This is a genomic window from Duganella sp. BJB476 (assembly GCF_003416895.1).
GTDB lineage: Bacteria > Pseudomonadota > Gammaproteobacteria > Burkholderiales > Burkholderiaceae_D > Rugamonas.
Map to the genome: position 1 here is coordinate 394,246 of NZ_QVIO01000004.1, position 23,451 is coordinate 417,696.

Annotated in this window: 22 protein-coding genes; 14 read left to right on the plus strand and 8 right to left on the minus strand. The window is 64.8% G+C overall.

Translation table 11 applies throughout. The annotated features are described in order from the left end of the window. The first annotated feature begins 146 nt into the window (after nt 1-146). Nucleotides 147-893, plus strand: coding sequence for a 2OG-Fe(II) oxygenase (locus D0T21_RS18325; RefSeq protein WP_199538542.1), 747 nt, complete (start codon nt 147-149; stop codon nt 891-893). On the opposite strand, the gene msbA is transcribed toward D0T21_RS18325, so the two are convergent. Beyond that, the gene (gene msbA, locus D0T21_RS18330) at nt 878-2,704 is read right to left on the minus strand and encodes a lipid A export permease/ATP-binding protein MsbA (RefSeq protein ID WP_116991844.1); all 1,827 of its coding nucleotides are present in this window, start codon (nt 2,702-2,704) and stop codon (nt 878-880) included. The two genes, D0T21_RS18325 and msbA, sit on opposite strands and share 16 nt — an antisense overlap. Before the next feature lie 200 nt (nt 2,705-2,904). Between msbA and D0T21_RS18335 the strand changes: the two genes are divergently transcribed. The 3 genes from D0T21_RS18335 to D0T21_RS18345 are packed head-to-tail and all read left to right on the plus strand — an operon-like array spanning nt 2,905 to nt 6,290. Continuing rightward, nucleotides 2,905-3,336, plus strand: a complete 432-nt coding sequence (locus D0T21_RS18335) for a hypothetical protein (RefSeq protein ID WP_116991843.1) — start codon at nt 2,905-2,907, stop codon at nt 3,334-3,336. Between the two features lie 35 nt (nt 3,337-3,371). Then, nucleotides 3,372-4,535, plus strand: coding sequence for a hypothetical protein (locus D0T21_RS18340; RefSeq protein WP_116991841.1), 1,164 nt, complete (start codon nt 3,372-3,374; stop codon nt 4,533-4,535). 60 nt (nt 4,536-4,595) lie between these two features. After that, nucleotides 4,596-6,290, plus strand: coding sequence for an amidohydrolase (locus D0T21_RS18345; protein WP_116991839.1), 1,695 nt, complete (start codon nt 4,596-4,598; stop codon nt 6,288-6,290). Here the strand turns inward: D0T21_RS18345 and D0T21_RS18350 are convergent. Continuing rightward, nucleotides 6,287-7,828, minus strand: coding sequence for a Fic family protein (locus tag D0T21_RS18350; protein ID WP_116991836.1), 1,542 nt, complete (start codon nt 7,826-7,828; stop codon nt 6,287-6,289). The genes D0T21_RS18345 and D0T21_RS18350 overlap by 4 nt on opposite strands. A 215-nt stretch (nt 7,829-8,043) precedes the next feature. Between D0T21_RS18350 and hutU the strand changes: the two genes are divergently transcribed. The 8 genes from hutU to D0T21_RS18390 all read left to right on the plus strand — a co-directional run bounded on the left by hutU (nt 8,044) and on the right by D0T21_RS18390 (nt 19,593). After that, nucleotides 8,044-9,747 carry a urocanate hydratase gene (hutU, locus tag D0T21_RS18355; RefSeq protein ID WP_116994460.1) on the plus strand — a complete coding sequence of 568 codons (1,704 nt, stop codon included), beginning with the start codon at nt 8,044-8,046 and terminating at the stop codon, nt 9,745-9,747. Between the two features lie 13 nt (nt 9,748-9,760). Next, nucleotides 9,761-11,305, plus strand: coding sequence for a histidine ammonia-lyase (gene hutH, locus D0T21_RS18360; protein ID WP_116991832.1), 1,545 nt, complete (start codon nt 9,761-9,763; stop codon nt 11,303-11,305). An 11-nt stretch (nt 11,306-11,316) separates the two neighbouring features. Beyond that, a complete protein-coding gene (gene hutG / locus D0T21_RS18365; RefSeq protein ID WP_116991829.1) occupies nt 11,317-12,105 on the plus strand; it encodes an N-formylglutamate deformylase in 789 nt (262 codons plus the stop codon). Then, entirely contained in the window at nt 12,102-13,478 is a 1,377-nt protein-coding gene (locus tag D0T21_RS18370; protein ID WP_116991827.1) for a formimidoylglutamate deiminase, read from the plus strand. The genes hutG and D0T21_RS18370 overlap by 4 nt, the downstream gene beginning before the upstream one ends. Beyond that, entirely contained in the window at nt 13,475-14,050 is a 576-nt protein-coding gene (locus D0T21_RS18375) for a HutD family protein (RefSeq protein WP_116991824.1), read from the plus strand. The genes D0T21_RS18370 and D0T21_RS18375 overlap by 4 nt, the downstream gene beginning before the upstream one ends. 14 nt (nt 14,051-14,064) lie before the next feature. After that, nucleotides 14,065-15,276, plus strand: a complete 1,212-nt coding sequence (hutI, locus tag D0T21_RS18380) for an imidazolonepropionase (RefSeq protein WP_116991822.1) — start codon at nt 14,065-14,067, stop codon at nt 15,274-15,276. An 84-nt stretch (nt 15,277-15,360) separates the two neighbouring features. After that, entirely contained in the window at nt 15,361-18,018 is a 2,658-nt protein-coding gene (locus D0T21_RS18385; RefSeq protein WP_116991819.1) for a zinc-dependent metalloprotease, read from the plus strand. A 39-nt stretch (nt 18,019-18,057) separates the two neighbouring features. Further along, a complete protein-coding gene (locus tag D0T21_RS18390; RefSeq protein WP_373886685.1) occupies nt 18,058-19,593 on the plus strand; it encodes a glycine betaine ABC transporter substrate-binding protein in 1,536 nt (511 codons plus the stop codon). On the opposite strand, the gene D0T21_RS32250 is transcribed toward D0T21_RS18390, so the two are convergent. The 3 genes from D0T21_RS32250 to D0T21_RS18400 all read right to left on the minus strand — a co-directional run bounded on the left by D0T21_RS32250 (nt 19,579) and on the right by D0T21_RS18400 (nt 21,233). After that, the gene (locus tag D0T21_RS32250; protein ID WP_199538535.1) at nt 19,579-19,755 is read right to left on the minus strand and encodes a hypothetical protein; all 177 of its coding nucleotides are present in this window, start codon (nt 19,753-19,755) and stop codon (nt 19,579-19,581) included. The two genes, D0T21_RS18390 and D0T21_RS32250, sit on opposite strands and share 15 nt — an antisense overlap. Before the next feature lie 66 nt (nt 19,756-19,821). Continuing rightward, entirely contained in the window at nt 19,822-20,313 is a 492-nt protein-coding gene (locus D0T21_RS18395) for a GNAT family N-acetyltransferase (RefSeq protein ID WP_116991814.1), read from the minus strand. After that, on the minus strand, nt 20,313-21,233 hold the full coding sequence (locus tag D0T21_RS18400; protein WP_116991812.1) for a DMT family transporter: 921 nt from the start codon (nt 21,231-21,233) through the stop codon (nt 20,313-20,315). The genes D0T21_RS18395 and D0T21_RS18400 overlap by 1 nt, the downstream gene beginning before the upstream one ends. Nucleotides 21,234-21,392: 159 nt before the next feature. Here D0T21_RS18400 and D0T21_RS32255 point away from each other — a divergent pair, with 159 nt between their 5' ends. After that, nucleotides 21,393-21,530 carry a hypothetical protein gene (locus D0T21_RS32255; protein ID WP_199538534.1) on the plus strand — a complete coding sequence of 46 codons (138 nt, stop codon included), beginning with the start codon at nt 21,393-21,395 and terminating at the stop codon, nt 21,528-21,530. 102 nt (nt 21,531-21,632) lie between these two features. Here D0T21_RS32255 and D0T21_RS18405 read toward each other — a convergent pair whose 3' ends face one another. Continuing rightward, complete coding sequence (locus D0T21_RS18405) at nt 21,633-22,070, minus strand: DUF962 domain-containing protein (protein WP_116991809.1); 438 nt, start codon at nt 22,068-22,070, stop codon at nt 21,633-21,635. Nucleotides 22,071-22,160: 90 nt separating this feature from the next. Here D0T21_RS18405 and D0T21_RS18410 point away from each other — a divergent pair, with 90 nt between their 5' ends. Beyond that, a complete protein-coding gene (locus D0T21_RS18410) occupies nt 22,161-22,661 on the plus strand; it encodes a DNA-deoxyinosine glycosylase (RefSeq protein WP_116991807.1) in 501 nt (166 codons plus the stop codon). Nucleotides 22,662-22,728: 67 nt separating this feature from the next. Here the strand turns inward: D0T21_RS18410 and D0T21_RS18415 are convergent, their stop codons facing one another. Together D0T21_RS18415 and D0T21_RS32260 are read right to left on the minus strand one after the other, a co-directional pair. Then, complete coding sequence (locus D0T21_RS18415; RefSeq protein ID WP_116991805.1) at nt 22,729-23,160, minus strand: TA system VapC family ribonuclease toxin; 432 nt, start codon at nt 23,158-23,160, stop codon at nt 22,729-22,731. Next, a complete protein-coding gene (locus D0T21_RS32260) occupies nt 23,157-23,423 on the minus strand; it encodes a CopG family ribbon-helix-helix protein (RefSeq protein ID WP_199538533.1) in 267 nt (88 codons plus the stop codon). The genes D0T21_RS18415 and D0T21_RS32260 overlap by 4 nt, the downstream gene beginning before the upstream one ends. Nucleotides 23,424-23,451: the final 28 nt, after the last annotated feature.

The window sequence follows — 23,451 nt, forward strand, 5'->3', positions numbered from 1 at the left end:
ATTTCGGCGGCGGTGCGGCCGAGCGCAAGCCGCGCAAGCCGCTGCCGGTGAGCGTGGCGCCGCCGACGCAGGCCGCAGCGCCCGGAGGCGGCGCTATCCCGGCGGGCGACAACGCCGACGCTGCCGCCCAAGCCGCAGCCAATGCGCTGGCGCTGGCCAACGCCCGCAAGGCGGTCGGCGCGGCGGCCGGCATCGCGGTGCACGTGGCGGGGCTGGACTGGCAGGCCATCGCCGATGAGTTGAACGCGCACGGCTACGCCATCGTCCCCGGCATGCTGGGCGCCGACGAATGCGTCGCGATGGCGGCGCAGTACCGGCAAGCGTCGCTGTTTCGCAGCCGGGTGGTGATGGCGCAGCACGGCTTCGGCAGCGGCGAGTACCAGTACTTCCGCTATCCGCTGCCGTCGATGATCTCGGCGCTGCGGCAATCGCTGTATGGCCCGCTGGCCGACATCGCCAACCGCTGGCACGAGCTGATGGACATGGAAGCGCGCTTCCCGCCCGACCATGCCGACTTCCTGGCGCGCTGCCACGCCGCCGGCCAGCAGCGTCCGACGCCCCTGATGCTGCAATACGGCGCGGGCGACTACAACTGCCTGCACCAGGACCTGTACGGCGAACACGTGTTCCCGCTGCAGGCGGCGATCTTGCTGAGCCAACCGGGCAAGGATTTCGAAGGTGGGGAGTTCGTGCTGACCGAGCAGCGCCCGCGCATGCAGTCGCGGGTGGAGGTGGTGCCGCTGAAGCGCGGCGACATGGTGATCTTCCCGGTCAATCACCGCCCGGCGCAGGGCGCGCGCGGCGTCTACCGGGTCGCCATGCGGCATGGCGTGAGCCGGATCCGCACTGGTTCACGACACACGCTGGGACTGATTTTTCACGACGCGACCTGAACGCTCTTCTGCGTCTGGTACAGGCGGGCGTAGATGCCGTGCTGCGCCAGCAGCGCCTCGTGGCTGCCCACTTCGGCGATGCGGCCGCCGTCCAGCACCACGATGCGGTCGGCGTTTTCGATGGTCGACAGGCGGTGCGCGATGACCACCGTGGTGCGGCCCTGCATCAGCACTTCCAATGCCGCCTGCACCAGGCGTTCCGATTCCGTGTCCAGCGCGCTGGTGGCTTCGTCCAGGATCAGGATGGGCGCGTTCTTGTACAGCGCGCGGGCGATCGCCAGGCGCTGGCGCTGGCCGCCCGACAGGCGCAGGCCGTTCTCGCCGACCGAGGTCTGGTAGCCATTGGGCTGGCGTTCGATGAATTCGTGCGCGTGGGCGGCGCGGGCCGCCGCCTCGATGCGCTGCATCGACGGCTCGGGATCGCCGTAGGCGATGTTGGCCGCCAGCGTGTCGTTGAACAGCACCACGTCCTGGCTGACCAGCGCGATCTGCTGGCGCAGGGAGGTCATGGTGTAGTCGCGCAGGTCGACGCCATCGAGCTTGATGCTGCCGGCGCTGACGTCGTAGAAGCGTGGCAGCAGGCCGGCCAGCGTGGTCTTGCCGCTGCCCGAGCTGCCCACCAGGGCCACCGTCTCGCCGGCGGCGATGTCGAGCGACACGCGGTCCAGCGCCGGCTTGGTGTCACCGTCGGCGCCGTAGTGGAAGCTGACTTCCTCCAGCGCCAGGCGGCCGATGGCGCGCTCCACCTTTTTGGTGCCGGTATCGGCTTCGGCCTCGGTGTCGATCAGGCCGAACACGGATTCTGCGGCGGCCAGGCCGCGCTGCAACGGTTCGTTAATCTTGGTCAGGTTCTTGATCGGCGACTGCATCGCCATCAGCGACGACATGAAGGCCACGAAGGCGCCCGGCGTCAGCGCGCCGGCCCGGGCACGCAGCAGCGCGAAGTAGATCACCGACGACAGCGTGGTGCCGATCAGCAGCATGATGATGCCGGAGTTGAGCGCCGACGTCGCCGCGTGCTTGACGGCCAGCTGGCGATTGAGCTTGACCACGCCGTCGAAGCGGGCCTGCTCGTACTTCTGGCCGCCGAAGATCTTGACCACGCGCTGGCCGCTGATGCTTTCATCGAGCACATTGGTCAGGTAGCCCATGGCCGCCTGCGCGCTCTTGCTCAGGTGGCGCATGCGGCGTCCGGCGAAGGTGACGATGATGGCCACCAGTGGGAGCAGGCCAAGGCAGAACAGGGCCAGTTGCCAGTCGACGATGAACAGCGTGGACAGGTAGCCGATGGCCATGACCGAGTCTCGCACCGCGACGTTGATCACGTTCAGGGTGGCCTGCGCCACTTGGGCGGCGTCGAAGGCCACGCGCGACAGCGTGGTGCCGGTCGAGGACTGGTCGAAGTAATGGTTGGGCAGGCGCATGATGCGGGCGAACATCACCTCGCGTAGGTTAGCCTGCACCCGGCTGCTCAGCCACGCGGCGCCGTATTCGCCGGCGAAGCTGGAAAACATGCGCATCACGGCCAACCCGAAGATCACCGCCGGAATCGACCACAGCGCGGCGTTGATCGGATCGTGCGGCAGCAAACGGCCCAGCCATTCCTGCATTTCGGCCAGCAGGCCGGCTGCCGGACGGACTGCGGCCAGGTTGTGCGTCGGAGCCAGCGCATCGACCACGTTTTGCAGCTGGCGGATCAGCAGCACGTCGGTGGCGGCGGCCAGACCGACCGCGAACAGGGTGACGACGCCGATCCAGGCGTAGGGGGAGAACTGCTTGAGCAGGCGTAAATAGAGTAGGCGGCTGGACACGAGAGGTGCTTATCGGGCGGCAAAGACTGCATTGTAACCGGCTTGCCCGGCCGCAGCCGCTAGCTAACGCGTTGTTCAATCGAAACACTTCGAGGTTGGAAAAACCTTTACCTGTCAAAAATTACTTTAATGCAAAAAAACCACGGACTAGAATGAATCCGCACTGCAATAGTTTCCTCACGTACTTTCAGAGAGGTGATATGGATCTGCATTCGCTCTTTCCGCGGCGGCGCCTGACGCTGCTGCTTGCGGCGGCGCTGTTGGGCGGCACATCGCTGTCGGCGCAGGCCGAACTGGCCATCATCGTCAATCCGCAAAACCCGGCCACCCGCATGTTCCCGTCGCAGGCGGCGCAGTTCTTCCTGGGCGGCTCGGTGCTGTTCACGCCGGTGGAACAGGCGGAAAATTCACCGCTGCGCGCCGAGTTCTGTAAAAAAGTGCTGGAGAAATCGCCGGCCCAGGTCGAGGCCATCTGGTCCAAGATCGTCTTCACCGCCAAGGGCAAGCCCCCCAAGGAATACAAGAGCAGTGCCGACGTCAAGAAAGCGGTGGCCGACAACGTCAACGCCATCGGCTACATCGAAAAATCGGCGGTGGACGACACGGTCAAGGTCGTGGCGATCGTTCCTTGAACCGGCGTGTTCTTCCCTTTACTGGAGTCTGCTCGATGAAAAAAACACTGATAGCGATGGCACTGGCCGCGCTGGCCGGCCTGGCCGGCGCCACCGACCTGACCGACGACGGCACGCTCAAGCTGACCGGCTTCTACAACCTGACCGGCGCCCGCGTGCTGAGCGGCAAAGCCCAGGGCAGCGGCACGCCGTGGGACTACATGCAGTGGAAATGCCCCTGCACGGTGCAAAACTGGGAATACGCGGCGGTCTACGAACGCAGCGAGGGCTGGCAATTCAACCAGGAGTCGTCGGTCGGCTTCCAGCTGAAGAAGGAGTTCTCGCCGACGCTGTCGGCCACGGCGCAGGTGCTGGTGCGCGCGCATAATCCCGGCCACGGCCTGACGCCGACGCTGGACTGGGCCTACCTGACCTGGCAGCCGTCCGCCGATTCCGCCTGGACCTTCCAGGCCGGCCAGTTCCGCATTCCGCTGTACTACTACAGCGATTACCTGTACATCGGCTATGCCTACCCGTGGGTGCGGCCGGCGCCGGACGTCTACGGCTGGCCGATCTACGCCTACCAGGGCGCCAACGCCAGCTACCGCACGCAGCTCGGGCAATCCGACTGGGCCGCCACCTTCCACATGTGGGCCGGCGGCTACACCCAGCACAACGACACCTACGACACGCAGATCTACTATGCCACGCCGACCCATGAATCGTGGAAGAGCATGGTGGGCGGCTATGTGTCGGCCAACAACGGCGTGTTCGACGTGCGCGCCATGCTGATGCACTACAAGGACACCACCTGGCAGGACAGCCCGGCGGGCAAGGTGTTCTTCGTCGACGGCCAGAGCACCCGCATCGCCGGGCTGTCGGCCAACGTCGACTACAAGAACTGGCTGGTCAAGTCCGAGCTGGATCGCTACGAGCAGGTCGACGCCGGCAAGGGGCTCAACAACGTCTACAAGTACGCGCTGGTTGCCGTCGGCTACCAGTACGAGGCCTGGACGCCGATGTACACCTTCTCGCGCTACACCACCATCAACGAGCCTATCGAAGCGCGCAACACGCAGTACCTGTCGCTGCGCTGGGATTTCCGCAAGAACACCGCGCTCAAGGTGCAATACGACGTGAGCAAGGACAAGTCGCACTACAGCTATCCGTTCTTCGGTGACTCACGCCTGTTGTCGGTGTCGCTGCAAGGCTTGTTCTAGACGTTGCGTTCGGCGGGTTGTGCGCTACACTCTGTTCTTGCTTCCGAATGGAGAGTTTCGATGCGCACAACCCTGTTTTCGCCCGCCCCGCTGGCCGCCGCCGTCAGCCTGGCCCTGTCCACCGTCCTGCCGCTGGCGCGGGCCGACACCATCATCGACCACGCCAACGGCTATACGCTCAATGCCGCCGGCACCTTGCAGCGATTCAGTTCGCTGGCTTTCGATGACCTGGGCCGCATCGTCGCGGTGGGTAGCGAGCGCGAGACGGCGATCCGGCTGCCGAAGGCGGAGCATATCGACGTGCAGGGCAAGACCCTGCTGCCAGGCCTGATCGACGCCCACGGCCACGTGTTCGAGCTGGGCGAAATCGCCTCCGGCGTGGAGCTGTTCAGCGCCACCTCGCTGGGCGGCGCGGTGCGCGCGGTGGCGGAGTTCAGCCGCTCGCACCCGAAGAACGCCTGGGTGGTGGGCTTCGGCTGGAACCAGGAGGTGTGGAAGCTGGGCCGCTTCCCGACCGCCGCCGAGCTCGATGCGGTGGCGGGCGACCGTCCGGTGCTGCTGCACCGGGTCGACGGCCACGCCATCTGGGTCAATACCAAGGCGCTGGAAATGGCCGGCATCACCAGGGATACGCCGGATCCGAAGGGCGGCAAGATCGAGCGCGACGCCTCCGGCAAGCCGAGCGGCGTGCTGGTGGACGCGGCGATGGAGCTGGTCGCCAAGGTGGTGCCGCTGCCCACGCCCAACGAGGCGCGCGGCATGCTGGACAACGCGCTGGCCGCGCTGGCCAAGGCCGGGCTGACCAGCGTGCACGACGCCGGCATCAAGGTGGTGCAGGACGACCTGTATCGCGACTACGCCGACCATGGCAAGCTGACCACGCGCGTGTACGCGATGATCGGCGACACCACGGCCGATTTCGACGAGCTGTCCAAGGAAGGCCCGCTCAAATCCTATGGCAACGATGTGTACGCGCTGGCCGCCGTCAAGCTGTATTCGGACGGTGCGCTGGGCAGTCGCGGCGCGGCCTTGCTGGCGCCGTACAGCGACATGCCGTCGACCAAGGGGCTGCTGTTCTATCCGAACGCCGAGATGCTGGCCAAGATGAACAAGGCCATGAAGGCAGGCTACCAGGTCAACGTGCACGCCATCGGCGACGCCGGCAACCGCCAGATCCTCGACGCCTACGCGCAGCTGATCCCGAAATATAACAACGTCGAACTGCGCCACCGCATCGAGCATGCGCAGGTGGTGGCGCTGGAGGACATCCCGCGCTTCAAGGCGCTGGGCATCATCCCGTCGATGCAGCCGACGCATGCGACCTCGGACCAGAACATGGCCGAGCAGCGCGTGGGGCATGAGCGCATCAAGGGCGCGTATGCGTGGCGCACCTTCCTCGACCAGGGCTCGCGGATCGCCTGCGGTTCGGACTTCCCGGTGGAGTCGCCGAATCCGTTCGAGGGTTTGCATGCGGCGGTCACGCGGCAGAACAACGCCGGCGTGCCGGCCGGCGGCTGGTACAAGAACCAGGCGATGACGCTGACCGAAGCGTTCCGCTGCTTCACGCTGGACGCGGCCTACGCGGCGCACCAGGAAAACGTCATCGGCACGCTGGAGCCGGGCAAGTGGGCCGACTTCATCCTGATCGACCGCGACCTGTTCAAGGTGCCGGCAGAGCAAATCGGCAAGACGCAAGTGCTGCAGACCTGGATGGGCGGCAAGCGGGTGTACAAGCGGGATAAGCGGCAGGATTAAGCGTCGATGTGCTGCTTCAGCCATTGCTGCCCCTCCGGGGTCAGCAAGTAGCGTTGTTTGCTGCTGCGGGGTTTGTCGGGAAACTTCATTTGCACCAATCCCGCTTGTATAGCGGGTAGCAGATAGGTCATGCGGAAATGGTCGTCGTCCTTAAGTCCAAGCGCTTGTTGAAGTGCCAGGCGCGGCCATTCGCCGACCAGCAGCTTGATGAGGCGACCGACTTCCGGGGTGACTTCCGGGGTGACTTCCGGGGTGACTTGTGGGGACTGCTCGATGGGCCACTGAGCCAAGTGATGAACGGGCAGCCTGACCATGCATCCGCTGCGATCATCGTCGGTGTCAAACTGCGGCGGTGGCGAGCCATTACTTGCCATTGCCTTCAAGATTTTTGGTACGCCGGTGGAGCGCCCCTCGGTCAGGCCAAGCTCCTTCAGGAATTCTCCGATGCGCCGGTTCCGGTAGCGGTGGCAGGTAGCATGTCCGGTTATCCAGTCAGCCAGTTTTATCGACCGGTCCGGCCCCGGATAGCTCAATACCAGTATTTCGTTGCGCATGATGCGCACTTCTATCGGTTCCCGCTCCTGATACGAGCGATGATAGACCGCATTGACCACCGCTTCTTCTATGGCCGCATATGGGAAATTCCATACTCGGGTCGCTTCGGCACGATCAGGATGTTTCAGGACAGTCTGGTGCAGGTAATTGCGCTCAATGTAGCCCAAGGCCTCGCGCGCAATTCGCGCCAAGGGGCCCTTGAATATCTTTTCATCAAAGTGATCTCCGCCTGGGCCGTCCTGGAACCAGACCACGTCGATTTGTGTGTACGGGAAGAACCGGTCCGGTGTCTCGCTAAAGAACATCAGGCCTACGTTCTTGGGCCAGGGACATTCGCTTGGGCCGTCTACCACGTTCATTTGTCGGCCCAGGTCTTCGATTGAGAGCTTATCCGCATACTCGGCCAGTGCGCTGCCCACTTCCTGAAGATAGGCCAGCATCAAGGGCTTGGAGAGGTCGCTTAACTTTGCCTGTTGTGCGATCCGGTCGTCGAACGGCACATTGGCGGTCAGGTTCAACAGCTCCTGCTCGCATTCGCCCCTTGCTTCAACCGTGCTGCTGTAACGCCGGATGTAGTAATGCCAGCTTTTGTGCCTGGACGATACCGAAGCTGGCGCCTTGTATGGGCGGTGCATGCCGCCCGGAGCATGCAGCACGATCAGCTTGCGGTCATCCACATCGCAGACGGCCAGACTCGGGAAGTAGGGCGGCCGTATCTGCTGGCATGCGGCCAGCAATTCCCGCTGGATCTTATCGATCTGACTCTCTGCCAGCCCGAGTGGCGGCGCTATCGGTCGGCCGTTGGCGTCGCAGTCCTGGCCGATGATGATGTAGCCACCGCCAAGATTTTCGAAGTCGTTGGCAAAGGCGCACAGGGTGCGGATGACCGCATCAGGGTTCCAGGCCGCTTTGTACTCAATGCGCTCGCTCTCCACTGTGCGGTGGCGCAACAGATTCTGTAGGTTGATCGGCAAGGCAACCATATTGAGGCTCCGTGTGAGCATGTGCTGGCGAATGCTGGCAAGATATCAAGGACTGATGACATATTTGACAAGCTCAGGAATTATTCGTTCCCCCAGAACCGCTTAAAAACTGATTGACTTGGTTGTATATACAACTTATCCTTTGAGGATGCGCTGGCCGTGCGTGCGTTGTTGCGCGCGTGGCCGGTCCCACTCACTCAGGAGCAGGAGCCACCATGACGACCCATTTAGACAGCGATCCACGTTTTGACGCCAGCCGCGAAATCCGCGCCCCACGCGGACCGGAGCGTACCTGTAAAAACTGGGGCGCCGAGGCGGCCTACCGCATGATCCAGAATAATCTGGACAAGGAAGTGGCGGAAAACCCGAAACACCTGGTGGTCTACGGCGGCATCGGCCGCGCGGCCCGCAACTGGGAATGCTACGACCAGATCCTGGCCTCGCTGCGCGAGCTGGAAGACAATCAAACCCTGTTGATCCAGTCCGGCAAGCCGGTCGGCGTGTTCCAGACCCACGAGGATGCGCCGCGCGTGCTGATCGCGAATTCGAACCTGGTGCCGAAGTGGGCCAACTGGGAACACTTCAATGAACTGGACCGCAAAGGCCTGTTCATGTACGGCCAGATGACGGCCGGTTCGTGGATCTACATCGGCACCCAGGGCATCGTGCAGGGCACCTTCGAGACCTTCGCCGAAGCGGGTCGCCAGCATTTCGGCGGCGACCTCAAAGGCCGCTGGGTGCTGACCGCAGGCCTGGGCGGCATGGGCGGCGCGCAGCCGCTGGCCGCGACCATGGCCGGCGCCGTGTCGCTGACCATCGAGTGCCAGCAGAGCAGCATCGATTTCCGCCTGCGCACCCGCTACCTCGACAAGCAGGCCGCCAGCATCGACGAGGCGCTGGAGATGATCAAACTGCACAAGGCCAATGGCGACGCCATCTCCATCGGCCTGCTGGGCAACGCGGCCGACGTGCTGCCGGAACTGGTGCGCCGCGCGAAAGCCGGCGGCGTCGTGCCGGACATCGTCACCGACCAGACCTCGGCGCATGACCTGATCAACGGCTACCTGCCGCAAGGCTGGACCGTCGAGCAGTGGAAGGCCGCGCAGCACGACGCCGCACGCCACGAAGAACTGAAGGCCGCCGCCACCGAAGGTTGCGCGGTCCACGTGCAGGCGATGCTGGACTTCCAGACGCTGGGCGCCAAGGTGGTCGACTATGGCAACAACATCCGCCAGGTGGCGTTCGACCACGGCGTCAAGAACGCCTTCGATTTCCCTGGCTTCGTGCCGGCCTATATCCGCCCTCAGTTCTGCGAAGGCCGCGGCCCGTTCCGCTGGGTGGCGCTGTCCGGCGACCCGGAGGACATCTACAAGACCGACGCCAAGATCAAGGAACTGTTCCCGCACCACGCCAATGTGCATCGCTGGCTGGACATGGCGCGCGAGCGCATCGCCTTCCAGGGCCTGCCGGCGCGCATCTGCTGGCTGGGCCTGGGCGAGCGTCACATCGCCGGCTTGGCCTTCAACGAGATGGTGCGCAACGGCGAGCTGAAGGCGCCGGTCGTCATCGGCCGCGACCACCTGGACACCGGCTCCGTCGCCAGCCCTAACCGCGAAACCGAAAGCATGAAGGACGGCACCGACGCCGTCTCCGACTGGCCGCTGCTGAACGCGCTGCTCAACACCGCCGGCGGCGCGACCTGGGTGTCGCTGCACCACGGCGGTGGCGTGGGCATGGGCTATTCGCAGCACTCCGGCGTGGTGATCGTGGCCGACGGCACCGACGCCGCCGCCAAACGCCTGGCGCGCGTGCTGGTCAACGACAGCGGTTCGGGCGTGATGCGTCACGCCGATGCGGGATACGAGACGGCGGTCGCCTGCGCCAAGCGCAACGGCCTCAATCTGCCAATGATTAAATAATTTGAGAACCTCTATGAAAAATGCACTGACCCTGAAACCGGGCGCGATGACCCTGACCGAACTGCGCGCCGTATGGAGCGCCGCCGGTCCGCTGGCGCTGGCCGCCGAAGCCTATCCCGTTATCGAAGCATCGGCCGCCGCAGTGCGCGCCATCGTCGCCAAGGGCGATGCCGCCTACGGCATCAACACCGGATTCGGCCTGCTGGCCAAGACCCGCATCCCGGACGACAAGCTGGAACAGCTGCAACGCAACCTGATCCTGTCGCACTCGGTCGGCACCGGCGATCTGCTGTCGGACGCGGTCTGCCGTCTGATCCTGCTGATGAAGATCGGCAGCCTGGCGCGCGGCTACTCCGGCGTGCGTCCGCTGATCATCGACACGCTGATCGCGCTGTACAACGCCGGCATCATGCCGGCCATTCCGGCCAAGGGTTCGGTCGGCGCCTCGGGCGACCTGGCGCCGCTGTCGCACATGACGCTGGCGATGCTGGGCGTGGGCGACGTCCGCGTCAACGGTGAAATCATGCCGGCCGCAGACGCACTCAAAGCCGCCAACATCGCACCGGTGGTGCTGGCCGCGAAAGAAGGCCTGGCGCTGATCAACGGCACCCAGGTGTCGACCGCGCTGGCGCTGCATGGCCTGTTCATGGCCGAGCGCCTGCTGGAAGCGGGCATGGTGTCCGGCGCGCTGTCGCTGGACGCGGCCAAGGGTTCCGATTCGCCGTTCGACGCCCGCGTGCACGAAGTGCGCGGCCAGCCGGGCCAGATCGCCGCCGCCTCGATCTATCGTCAACTGGTGAGCAACAGCGCGATCCGCGCCTCGCACCTGGTCGGCGACGAGCGCGTGCAAGACCCGTACTGCCTGCGCTGCCAGCCGCAAGTGATGGGCGCCTGCTGGGACATCATCGGCAACGCCGCCCGCACGCTGCTGATCGAAGCCAACGCCGTCACCGACAATCCGCTGCTGTTCAAGGACGGCGAGCTGTCGGTGGTGGTCTCGGGCGGTAACTTCCACGCCGAGCCGGTGGCCTTCGCCGCCGACACGCTGGCGCTGGCGATCGCCGAAATCGGCGCGATCTCCGAACGCCGCATCGCGCTGCTGATCGACGCCACCTTGTCCGGCCTGCCGCCGTTCCTGGTGCGCGATCCGGGCGTGAACTCGGGCTTCATGATCGCCCACGTCACCGCCGCCGCGCTGGCGTCGGAGAACAAGTCGCTGGCCCATCCGGGCAGCGTCGATTCGATCCCGACCTCGGCCAACCAGGAAGACCACGTCAGCATGGCGACCTACGCGGCGCGCCGCCTGGACGACATGGCGCACAACACCGCCGTCATCATCGGCATCGAGCTGCTGGCTGCGGCGCAGGGCATCGACTTCCACCGTCCGCTGAAAACCTCGCCGCATCTGGAGCACGTGCATGCGCAGCTGCGCCAGAAGGTGCCGTTCTTCGACGCCGACCGCTTCTTCGCGCCGGACATCGAAGCGGCCAAGGGCATGGTCATGCGCGGCGAGTTGAGCGCGTCGTGCAAAGGTTTGTTCACGTCCTTGCATCCATAAGAGGAGGCGTCATGGACTATCAGTTCAAAGCAGGCAGTATTCCCTTGCTGGTGTCCATGCCGCACGTGGGCACCGATATTCCCGACGACGTGGCGGCGGCGATGACGCCGGCCGCCGTCGACAAGCAGGATACGGACTGGCACCTGGTGCGCCTGTACGAGTTCCTCGGCGAGATGGGGGCGTCGACATTGTCGGCGCGCTGGTCGCGCTACGTCATCGATTTGAACCGTCCGCCGGAAAACACCAACCTGTATCCGGGCCAGGATACGACCGGCCTGTGCCCGGTCGATACCTTCCATCGCGAGCCGCTGTACCGCGATGGCCATACGCCAAGCGAGGCCGAAGTGCAGCGCCGCCTGGCCGCCTGCTGGAAGCCGTATCACGACCAGTTGCGCGCAGAGCTGGACCGGCTGCTGGCGCTGCACGGCCGCGTGGTGCTGTGGGACGCGCATTCGATCGCCTCGGTGGTGCCGCGCTTCTTCGAGGGCAAGCTGCCGGACCTGAACTTCGGCACGGCCGACGGCAAGAGCTGCGCGCAGGGCCTGAGCGACGCCATCGTGTCGCGCGCGCTGGCGCAGCAGCAGTTCAGCGTGGCCGTCAACGGTCGCTTCAAGGGCGGGCATATCACCCGTCACTACGGCCAGCCGGCCAACAATGTGCACGCGATCCAGCTGGAGATGTGCCAGTCGACTTACATGGATGAGGAAGCGCCGTACGGCTACCGCGCGGACCGCGCGCAGCAGATACAGGGCGTGTTGCAGCAAATGACGCAGGCCGCCGCCGATTGGGGGCGCGCATGAACCGGCTGTTCGCGCGCAATGCGCTGCTGCCGGAAGGCTGGCGCAAGGATGTGCTGGTCGAGTGGGACGCGAACGGCACCATCGTCCGCGTGGATGCGGGCGTGGCTGCGCCGGCCGGTGAGCAGCTGATTGCGCCGGTGGTGGAGTACGCGCTGCCGGGCATGATCAACCTGCATTCGCACAGCTTCCAGCGGGCGCTGGGCGGCCGCACGGAAAAGGCCGGCGAAACCAAGGACAGCTTCTGGACCTGGCGCGACCTGATGTACCGCTTCGCGCGCAACATCACGCCCGAGCACATCGAGGCCATCGCGGCTCAGCTGTTTTCGGAGTGCCTGCGCCATGGCTACACGTCGATGTGCGAGTTCCATTACGTGCAGCGCGCGCCGGACGGCGCCATGTATCCGCGCCCGGCGGAAACGGCGGAGCGTGTCATCGCCGCCGCACGTTTGGCGGGAATCGGCATCACCATGCTGCCAGTGTTGTATAGTTATTCCGGCTTCGGCGAAAGCGCCTTGAAGCTGGAGCAAAAGCGCTTCAAGACCGATCCGCAGGATGTGCTGGGGGTGATCGAGGCGCTGGAGCCCTTGCGCGATGCGCAGACCGAAGTGGGCGTGGCGCCGCATTCGCTGCGCGCGGCCTCGGTGGCGCAGATTAACGAGGTGCTGGTGACGCTGCCGGACGACCGTCCGGTGCACATCCACATCGCGGAACAGAAGCAGGAAGTGCAGCAGTCGCTGGACTGGAGCGGACGCCGCCCCGTGCAGTGGCTGCTGGACCAGGTGGAAGTCGATCAACGCTGGTGCCTGATCCACGCGACGCACTTGATGCGCGACGAGGTGGACAACATAGCGCAGAGCGGCGCCGTGGCGGGGCTGTGTCCGACCACGGAGGCCAACCTGGGCGACGGCCTGTTCCCGCTGGAGGAATTCCTGGCGGCGGGCGGACGGTTCGGCATCGGCAGCGACAGCCATATTTCGCAAAGCGCGGTGGAAGAGCTGCGCTGGCTGGAATACGGCCAGCGCCTGCAACACCAGCGCCGCAATATCGCGGTGTCGGCCGAGCAGCGCAATGTCGGCGACTTCCTGTGGCAGGGCGCCTTGCAGGGCGGCGCGCAGGCCAGCGGACGGCCGGTGGGCGCGTTGGCGCCGGGCCGTCGCGCCGATGTGATCGTGCTGGATGACCAGCACCCGAATCTGTATGGATTGGCGCTGGACGAGGTGCTCGGCAGCTTCGTCTTCTGCGGTAATGACAATCTGGTCAAGGACGTCATGGTCGGCGGCCAGTGGGTAGTACGCAATCAGCAGCACGTTGCGCAGCAGGCGATCGCTGCGCGCTTCAAGCAGACCTTGGCCGAACTGAGGGAGTTCCGATGACCCAGCTAATCCAGTATGCAAGCCTGCGGCCCGCGCCGTGGAAGAACGGCGGCGGCAGCACGACGGAAATCGCCGTCTCTCCCGCCGGCACGAGCTTCGATGAATTCGACTGGCGCGTCAGCCTGGCGACCATCTCGCAGAGCGGGCCGTTTTCCTCCTTCCCCGGCATCGACCGTTCGCTGGCGCTGGTCGACGGCGACGGCGTGCTGCTGGATTTCGGCGACGAGCGCTTTGTGCTCAGCCCCAGCGAGCCGCTGATCGAATTTGACGGCGAGGCGGCGGTGCACGCCACCGTCACCGGCAGCCTGACCACCGATTTCAACGTGATGACGCGGCGCGGTCGCTGCCGCCACCGGCTGGAATCGTGCGAGGTCAGCGGCGCCGAGCAGCTCAAGCGCCGCAGCGGCACCACGCTGCTGTTCCTGGCCGACGGCGAGAGCCTGACGGTGAGCAGCGCGCGCGAACGCATCGCCATGGTGCGCTACGACGTGCTGGTGCTGGAGGCCGAAGAGGAATGGTCGATGGAAGCCCAGCGCGCAACGGTGTTCGTGGTCGACATCATCAACAATTAAAGAAAGTGCGAAGCATGTGGGATGTGTTGTTTACGAACGTGCATCTGGCCACGATGGCCGATGGCTACGGTGAAATCCGCGATGCCGCCATCGCCGTCAAGGATGGCAAGATCGCCTGGCTGGGCCCCCAGGCAGAGATGCCGCCGGGCGTGCTGGCCACCACCGTGCACGATGGCGGCGGCTGCTGGCTGACGCCGGGCCTGATCGACTGCCACACCCACATCGTCCACGCCGGCAACCGCAGCGACGAATTCGAGGCGCGCTTGAACGGCGCCACCTACGAGGACATCGCCCGCGCCGGCGGCGGCATCATGTCCACCGTGCGCGCCACCCGTGCCGCCTCGGAGGACGAGCTGCTGCGGCAAAGCCTGCCGCGCGTGTGCAGCCTGCTGGCCGAAGGCGTGACCACGCTGGAAATCAAGTCCGGCTACGGCCTGACGCTGGAATCGGAAGCGAACATGCTGCGCGTGGCGCGCCGCATCGGCCGCGAGCTGCCGGTCGGCGTCGCCGCCACCTTCCTCGGCGCGCACGCCTTGCCGCCGGAGTTCGCCGGCCGCGCCGACGATTACATCACCGAAGTGTGCGCGATGATCGCGCCGCTGGCCGCCGAAGGGCTGGTCGACGCGGTGGACGCCTTCTGCGAACGCATCGGCTTCTCGCATGAGCAGACGGAGCGCGTGTTCCAGGCTGCGCGCGCGCAGGGCTTGCCGGTCAAGCTGCATGCGGAGCAGCTGTCCGACCAGCGCGGCGCCGAGCTGGTGGCGCGCTACCACGGCCTGTCCGCCGACCACCTCGAACACCTGACCGACGCCGGCATCGCGGCGATGGCTGCCGCCGGCACGGTGGCAGTGCTGCTGCCCGGCGCTTACTACTTCCTGCGCGACACCACGCCGCCGCCGGTGGCCGCCATGCGCACCGCCGGCGTGGCGATGGCCGTGGCCACCGACTGCAATCCCGGCACCTCTCCGATGACGTCCCTGCTGCTGGCGATGAATATGGTCTGCACCCTGTGGCGTTTGACGCCGCTGGAGGCGCTGGCCGGCTGCACGCTGCACGCCGCCCGCGCGCTGGGTCGCGAACAGCAGATCGGCAGCCTGGAAGTGGGCAAACGCGCCGACTTCGCACTGTGGCGCATCGCCCGTCCGGCCGACCTGTCCTACGCCATCGGCCTGAATCCCTGCCGGGGCGTGGTCAATGCGGGCGTGTTGCGTTCGCCGCAGGTTTAGAGGGCGGCCTCGGGAAATTCTGTTTCGTTAGTTATTGTTTCGGTTACAGTACCGGGATGCCTCTTCTAACGTAACAGGATATCCATGTTTGCCTTGAACTCTCTCCGTGCCGCCGTCTTGCTGACGCTCGGCGCGCAGGCGCTGGCCCAGGAGCCGGTGCCGCCCACGCCCGTACCCCACGCACCAGAAGCCCCTGTCGCCGCCAGCGCGCCTGTGGCGCCGGCCGCCAACCTGGCTGCCGTCGCAGCGGCGGCGGCTGCGCCCAAGCCTTACGCCGAGGTGGTGCGTGGCGCGGCCCATGTGCAGGGCTTCCTGAACCTGTACCAGAAAGAGGAAAAAGTCTGGATCGAGCTGCGGCCCGACCAGTTCGACCGTCCGATCTTCATGACCGTGAACATGCCGAACGGGATAGGCGAACGCGGTATCTACGGCAGCCAGATGGGACTGAGCCAGGTGGTGGTGTTCCATCGCATCGGCAACCTGGTGCAGATGATCGCCAAGAATACCGACTACGGCGCCAAGGCCGGCACGCCGCAGGCATTGGCGGTGTCGCAGGCGTTCTCGGACAGCCTGCTGGCGATCGCGCCGGTGGCCAGCGGCCCGAATCCGCAGAATCACGGGATCCTGGTCGAGGCGAACATCCTGCTGTTCGGCGATATCCCCAGCTTTACGACCCGGCTGGAAGCCGCCTTCCGCATGCCGTATGCGATGGACGCGCGCAACAGCAGCTTCCTGACCATCCGCTCCGACGAGTCCATGACCGGCTTCCAGGTCAACGCCCACTTCTTCGTGCCGCGCATCGCGGCGCCGCCGCTGGTGATGCCGGCCACGCCGGTGCCGGTGGCCAGTCCGCCGACCACGCTGCCGGACCCGCGCAGCATGTTCCTCGGCTTCTACTACAGCTTCATGCCGCTGCCGGCGCAGCCCATGCATGGCCGCGCTGCGGACGACCGCATCGGCCACTTCGTCACGACCATGCACGACTACTCCGACGACGTGACGCCGACGACGGCGGTGCATGTGATCGAGCGTTGGCGACTGGAGAAGCAGGATCCGGCGCAGGCGCTGTCGGAACCCAAGCAGCCCATCGTCTACTGGCTCGACGCGAACATCCCCGAGAAGTACCGCGAGTCGGTAAAGCAGGGCATCCTGGCCTGGAACGAGGCGTTTGAACACATCGGCTTCAAGAACGCCATCGTGGTCAAGCAGCAGAGCGAGAAGGACCGCTTCGATACGATGGACGCGCGGCATGCGTCGGTGCGCTGGTTCGTCGGTCGCGATGCAGGCTTCGCCATCGGGCCGCGCCAGGTCGATCCGCGCAGCGGCGAGATCCTCGATGCGGATATCGGTATGTCCGACATCTTCGCGCGCGATGCGCGCCGCATGATCGGCGAGGACAGCATGCCGCTGCAGGATGCGCTGGCGACACCGGGGCAGGAAGCGCGCTGCGACTACATGCTGGAATCGGCGTCCGAGATGGGCTTCGCCATGGGCCTGCTGGAGGCGCGCGGCGAACTGGAAATGGGCAGCCCTGAGGCGGACGCGGTTGCGCAAGCCTACGTGCGTTCGGTGGTGATGCACGAGATCGGGCACACGCTGGGCTTGCGGCACAACTTCCGCTCGTCGACCATCTACAGCCTTAAGCAGTTGCAGGACCCGGAGTTCACGAAGAAGAACGGCCTGGCCGGATCGGTGATGGACTACACGCCGTTCAACCTGTCGCTCAAGGGCGAGAAGCAGGGCGAGTACGTGGCGTCGACGCTGGGGCCTTACGATTACTGGGCCATCGAGTACGCCTACAAGCCTATCGAGCCGGCGCAGGAGAAGGAAGAACTGGCGAAGATCGCCGCGCGCTCGAACGAGCCGCTGCTGGCCTTCGGCACCGACCAGGATGCGGGCGGCTTCAACTCCGATCCCGACGTCAACGTGTTCGACCTGGGCAGCGATCCGCTGGCTTACTTCCAGCGTCGCCTGACGATCTCGCGCGAGCTGTGGGACCGTCTGCAAAACCGCACGCTGAAACCGGGCGAGAGCTACGATACGCTGCGCCGCAGTTTCGACTACGGCTTCCAGCAGTTTGCACGCACCATGCCGGTGGTGGTCAAGTACGTGGGCGGCGTGACCTATTTGCGTGATCACGCCGGCACCGGCCGCGCCACCTTCACGCCGGTGCCGTTGCCGCGCCAGCGGGCCGCCTTGCAGATGCTGACCACCAGCCTGTTCAAGTCGGACAGCTTCCAGTTCTCGCCGGCGATGATCAGCCGCCTGGGAACTGACCATTTTGAATCGCGTGGACGGGCCGACGTGTCGGTCAGCGGACGCGTGCTGTTCTTGCAGTCCGGCGCGCTGGATCAGCTGATGTCCGATGCGGTGGCGGTGCGCCTGCTCGATTCGCAGGAAAAGCTGGACGACCGCAAGCAGGCGCTCAGCCTCGACGAGTTGTACACCACCGTACAGGACGCGGTGTGGAGCGAGCTGAAAACCGGCAAGGACATCAACGGCATGCGCCGCAATCTGCAGCGCGAGCATCTGAAGCGCCTGACCGCGATCCTGCTGCGCTCCTCGCCGACCACGCCGGCCGATGCGCGCAGCCTGCAACGCGAGAACGCGCTGGCGCTGCAACGCGATATCCGCGGCGCGATGGCCAAGCCGATGAGCCGCGAGGCCAAGGCGCACCTGTCGGAGTCGTATGAAACGCTGAGCCAGGCCTTGAAGGCGGCCATGTTGCGCGCGGGTGCTTGATGGTAAGCTCTCTGGATTGACCATCATTTCGGAGAGCGTGTGCAAGGACGATTGCTAGTTTTGCTGGCCCTGTTGTTGGCCGGCGCGGCGCGCGCCGCGCCGGCCGATACGCTGCATGTGGGTTCGAAGCGCTTCACCGAATCCTATATTCTTGGCGAGGTGCTGGCGCAGACCGCGGCTCCGCACGCCCGGGTCGAGCACCTGCAGGGCCTGGGTAATACCGCCATCGTGCTGGCTGCCTTGCAGGCCGGCCGCATCGACGTCTATCCCGAGTACCTCGGCACCATCGACCTGGAAATCCTCAAACACACGCAGGCCGCGCCGCTGGAGCAGATCCGCCGCGAACTGGCTGCCATGGGGCTGGGCGTGGCGGCGCCGCTGGGCTTCAACAACACCTACGCGCTGGCGACGCGCGGCGGTGCGGACGGGCTGACGAAACTCAGCGAGCTGGCCGCGCAGCCGCGCTTGCGCTTCGGCCTGTCGCATGAATTCATCGGCCGCGCCGACGGCTGGCCGGGCCTGGCCAAGCGCTACGGCCTGCCGCAGCAGCCGGAAGGCCTGGACCACGGCATCGCCTACGAGGCCCTGATGCAGCGCCAGGTCGACGTGATCGACATCTACTCCACCGACGCCAAGATCCGCCAGTACGGCCTGCGCGTGCTGGAGGACGACCGCGCCTACTTCCCGCGCTACGACGCGGTGCTGTTGTACCGGCTCGATGCGGCTGAACGCTTCCCGGCCGCGTGGAAGGCGATCACGCAGCTGGAGGGCCGCATCAGCGCGGCCGACATGATCGCGATGAACGCCGCCGCAGAAATCGACGGCCAGAATTTCGCCAACGTGGCGCGCGACTGGCTGGCCGCGCACAAGCCGCTGGCCGCCGGTGCACCGCCCGCCGATGCCGGCAAGGCAGTGCAAGCGGCGTCTATGCGCGATGGGCTGCTGGCCAAGATCTTCGACAAGAACCTGTGGCCGCTGACGCGCCAGCATGTGACGTTGGTACTGGTGGCGGTGCTGCTGGCGTGCGTCGTCGGCATTCCGCTGGGCGTGCTGGCGGCGGCGTTGCCGCGCCTGCGGCAGGTGGTTCTGGGTTTGACGGGCGTGCTGCAAACGGTGCCCTCGCTGGCCTTGCTGGCGCTGCTGATACCCTTGCTGGGCATGATAGGCACGGCGCCGGCGCTGGTGGCGCTGGTGGTGTATGCGCTGCTGCCCATCGTGCGCAACACCTGCACCGGCTTGTTGCAGGTGCCGGCCGGCTTGCGGCTGGCGGCGCAGGCGCTGGGCCTGCGGCCGATGCAGCGGTTGCTGCATGTCGAGCTGCCGCTGGCCTTGCCGGTGATTTTGGCCGGCGTGAAAACGGCGGCGGTGATGAGCGTGGGGACTGCGACCATCGCCGCCTTCATCGGCGCCGGCGGCTACGGCGAACGCATCACCATCGGCCTGGCGCTGAACGATAACGCCATGCTGCTGGCCGGGGCGATACCGGCAGCGCTGCTGGCGCTGTTGACGCAGGCCGTGTTCGAGCTGCTGGAGCGGCTGGCCAGCCGGGGCCGGGCCGCGTCACAGCGAGTGTAGCTTGGAGCGCAGCAGCACCATTTCCTTGTGCAGCAGGCGCTCGGCGAGGAAATCGTTCTCGCGCTGGGCGGCGATGGCTTCCAGCGCCTGCGTGTGGCGTTCCAGCCGGGAGCGAAGCCAGGCTTTGTAGACGGCGGTGGCCAGGGGCGGTAATTTGAGCATGACTGTCTCCTGCGATAGGTTCGACATTCATTCTGCAAGCATGACCACGCCATGCTTTGAGTTATATCAAGACACTTGAGACATCTGCGTCAGCGCCTCGCCGGTGACGCGGCAAATGCGCCATTCCGGCAGCAGCGAGGCGCCCATGCTTTCGTACAGCTTGATGGCGTTGCTGTTCCAGTCCAGCACCGACCATTCGAAGCGGCCGCAGTCGCGTTCCACCGCCAGCTGCGCCAGCGCCACCAGCATCTGCTTGCCGTAGCCCTTGCCGCGCGCGCTTTGCTTGACGTACAAGTCTTCCAGGTACAGGCCTTTCTTGCACAGGAAGGTGGAGAAGTTGTGGAAGAACAACGCGAAGGTGACGACTACGCCGTCGGTTTCGCCGACCAGCGCTTCGCAGACCGGCTTGTCGCAGAACAGGCTGTCGTGCAGCATGGCTTCGTTGGCGACGACCATGTGTTCCAGTTTTTCAAACACGGCCAATTCGTAAATCATGCCGAAAATGGCGGCGACGTCTGCCGGCTGGGCCGGGCGTATGGTCAGGTTGGAAGTGCTCATCAGGCTTCGACTATGCTTTCTGTGGTGGAAGGGGAATCGGATTGCAGTGCCCAGGCGACGCTGGACAGGCACAATATCATGCCGGCCCATTGCAGCGGGCCGGGGCGGAAGTGCTCCAGCTGGATCGACAGCAGCACGGAAATGACCGGCGTGACCACGCCGATGTACACGGCTTTGTGCGAGCCGATGCGGTGGATCAGCGTGAAGTAGGCGGCGAAGGCGATCACCGAGCCGAACAGCGACAGGTACAGCAGCCCGCCCCAGTAAGGCAGGCCGGCCGGCATGGTGAAGGACTGGCCGCTGGCCAGCACCCACAAGGCCACCAGCAGGCTGCCCCACAGCATCGACCAGGCCATCGTCAGCAGCACGTTGGACGATTGCTCGCGCACCTTGATCACCACCACGTTGCCGACCGAGCTGGCGATGGTGGCGGTCAGCGCCAGTCCCAGGCCGAGCAGGAAGTGACCGTTGCCGCCGGACAGGATCTCGCTCCAGGCGCCGACGATGGACTGGAAGAACAGCAGCGTGACGCCGCAGATGGCGACCGCGCCGGCGCTCCAGGTGCGCCAGCTGAGCGGGGTGCCGAAAGCCATGCGGTTGAGGATGGGGTTCCAGAACACCATCAGCGCGAACAGCACGGCGACCAGGCCGGAGACCAGGTATTGCTCGGAGGTGTAGGTGCAGATGTAGCTCAGGCCGAAGGTGGCGCAGCCCTGCAGAAACATCCAGCGCTGGGTGCGCCAGGGCATGATCAGCTTGTCGCCGCGCGCCAGGCACCAGGCGAACAGCACCGCTGCCGACAGCGCGAAACGGTAGACCACCGACACGGCGGGCGCGACTTCGCCCAGTTGCAGCGTGATGGCGAAGAAAGTGGAGCCCCAGATCAGGCAGGCAATGATGAACAGGAGTGGAGAGGACATCGGACGAGTATAGCCGCCCGGGCGATTCCTTGCCTAGCGGCTATGATTTTGTTGCGGCGCAACAGGTCGGCGGATTTGTTTGTATCGTTGCGTAAATTTTGAGCATTTTGTTGAAAATGCAAGTATGATGGAAAGACACATCAATCAAGGGAGAGCGGCATGAGTACCGCGCTGCAAATCAAGGTCGTCGGCTTGCTGGGCTATGTCGCGCTCAGCACCGCGCTGGTGCTGTTGCTGGCCGACGAAGAGATGCAGAGCGCCGCCCAGACCTTGCTCGCGTTTTCAGGTTTCCATTAAGAAGTTGCGTTCAAAAAGACCGCAGCGTCGTTGTGGCGCCTCGTCGTGCAGGCGCACTGCCTTCGTCACCACGCCTAGCTGCGCTCGTTTTGAACGCAACTTCTAGTACGCCAGCTTCATCCGGCGGTACAAGAATCCCAACACAAACAGCGGCCCGATCAGCAGGAAGCGCAGGTCGTCGAAAAACGACGGTTTCTTGCCTTCGATCTTGTGGCCGATGAACTGTCCTATCCACGCCAGCACGAAGATCGCCACCGACAGCGGCAGGACGGCCCGGTCGGGCAGGGCGGCCAGCAGGGCCAGCATCAGCGTGCTCATCAGCAGCATGCCCACCGCGAACGGTTTCGACAGCTTGAAATAGTAGGCCAGCGAGGCCAGCGTGACCGCCACCGCCAGCAGCGGATGCGCCGCCCACAGCAAGCCCAGCAGGGTGAACACGATGATGGGCACGCAGATGAAGTGGATCACTTCATTGATGGGATTGAGGTGGCTTTCGCTGTACTGGGCCAGCAGCGTATCGATGGTGCGGGGTTGCGACATGGGTGTCTCCGGTTTTTTTTAGTACGGTCGTGCCGTCGGTAAATTCTACACCTGAAACGCGGCGTGGCAACGCTTGGGTACAATGCGGCCATGAGCTATGCGACAGATTCCCCCAACCCCGCACTGACCGGCCTGGCGCCGGTAGTCGACGCGCGCACCCGCATCCTGGTGCTAGGCAGCTTTCCCGGCGCCGCCTCGCTGGCGGCGCAGCAGTACTATGCGCATCCGCGCAATCTGTTGTGGCCGATCCTGTCGGGGCTGACGGGGGAGCCGCTGGCCCAGCTGCCGTATGACGAACGCCTGCCGCGCCTGCTGGCGCACGGCTTCGGCCTGTGGGACGTGCTGGGCGCCTGCGAGCGCGAAGGCAGCCTCGATTCCGCCATCCGCAAACCCGCCGCCAACGACTTCGCCCGCCTGCGCGAGTTGTGTCCATTGCTGGAAACGGTGGGCTTCAATGGTCAGACCTCCGGCAAGTTCGCGCCGCAGTTTGCTGCCGAAGGCTACAGGACGCTAGTGCTACCCTCTACATCTCCGGCACACGCGTCGCTTACATTGGCACAAAAGCTGGAGCACTGGAAAATGCTGCGTTAGTCCAGCCCGGTTTCATTTTGCGTTTCCAGGATCATGTGACGCAACGCTCGGTTTTTATCGCTCAGGATTAGCCGATCAGGCAAAGAGCGCCGGCCCCGCCATGAACTGCGGTGACGACAAGGCGGCGGTCCAATGTCGCCAGTTGACCACCATGGGCTTGCGCCAGCGCGAGCAAATAACTATCTGTAGTCTGCGCCGAATTGAGTAGGCCAGTCGTATCGACTTTTTCTTCGTCCAGCAGACTGATATCATCGCTCCAAAATACATGACCTTCGAGCGAGCGCATAGTCCGTAACAACGGTGCTACAGCGGCTGGGTTCCCCAGTGAGTTGGGATAGCTAGCGTGACCAATAATTCGTAGTGCGCCGTTTTCGGTGATGGGACAGGTGGCCCAAGCGCTTATTCCATCTTTTGCGAACCACTCGTGCGCAATGTCGTGCTGGACGTGGCCAGGATCCATCAGTGCAATCAGGACATTTACGTCAAGCAGGTATGTCATCCTGGTAGCTCATCGCGCAATTTGTTTACCATTTCCAGTGTGACCGGCATGGTTCCCGTTTGTAGTTGGAGTAGTGGTACACCGTTGCGCGTGGTGTGACTGGGTGCTTGCCTCTCTACGAATTGCTTGCGTTGTTCAGCCGCCTCCGTTGCCTGACGAATCGCTTCAACCATGAATGCATGTGGCGTAACGCCCAAGCCTTGCGCGGCGGCGATTGCTTTCTGTTTCAATTCGTCGGAGAGTTTAAGGGTAGTGGTCGACATGGCGTATGGTCCGGCAAGAGGGTGTCAA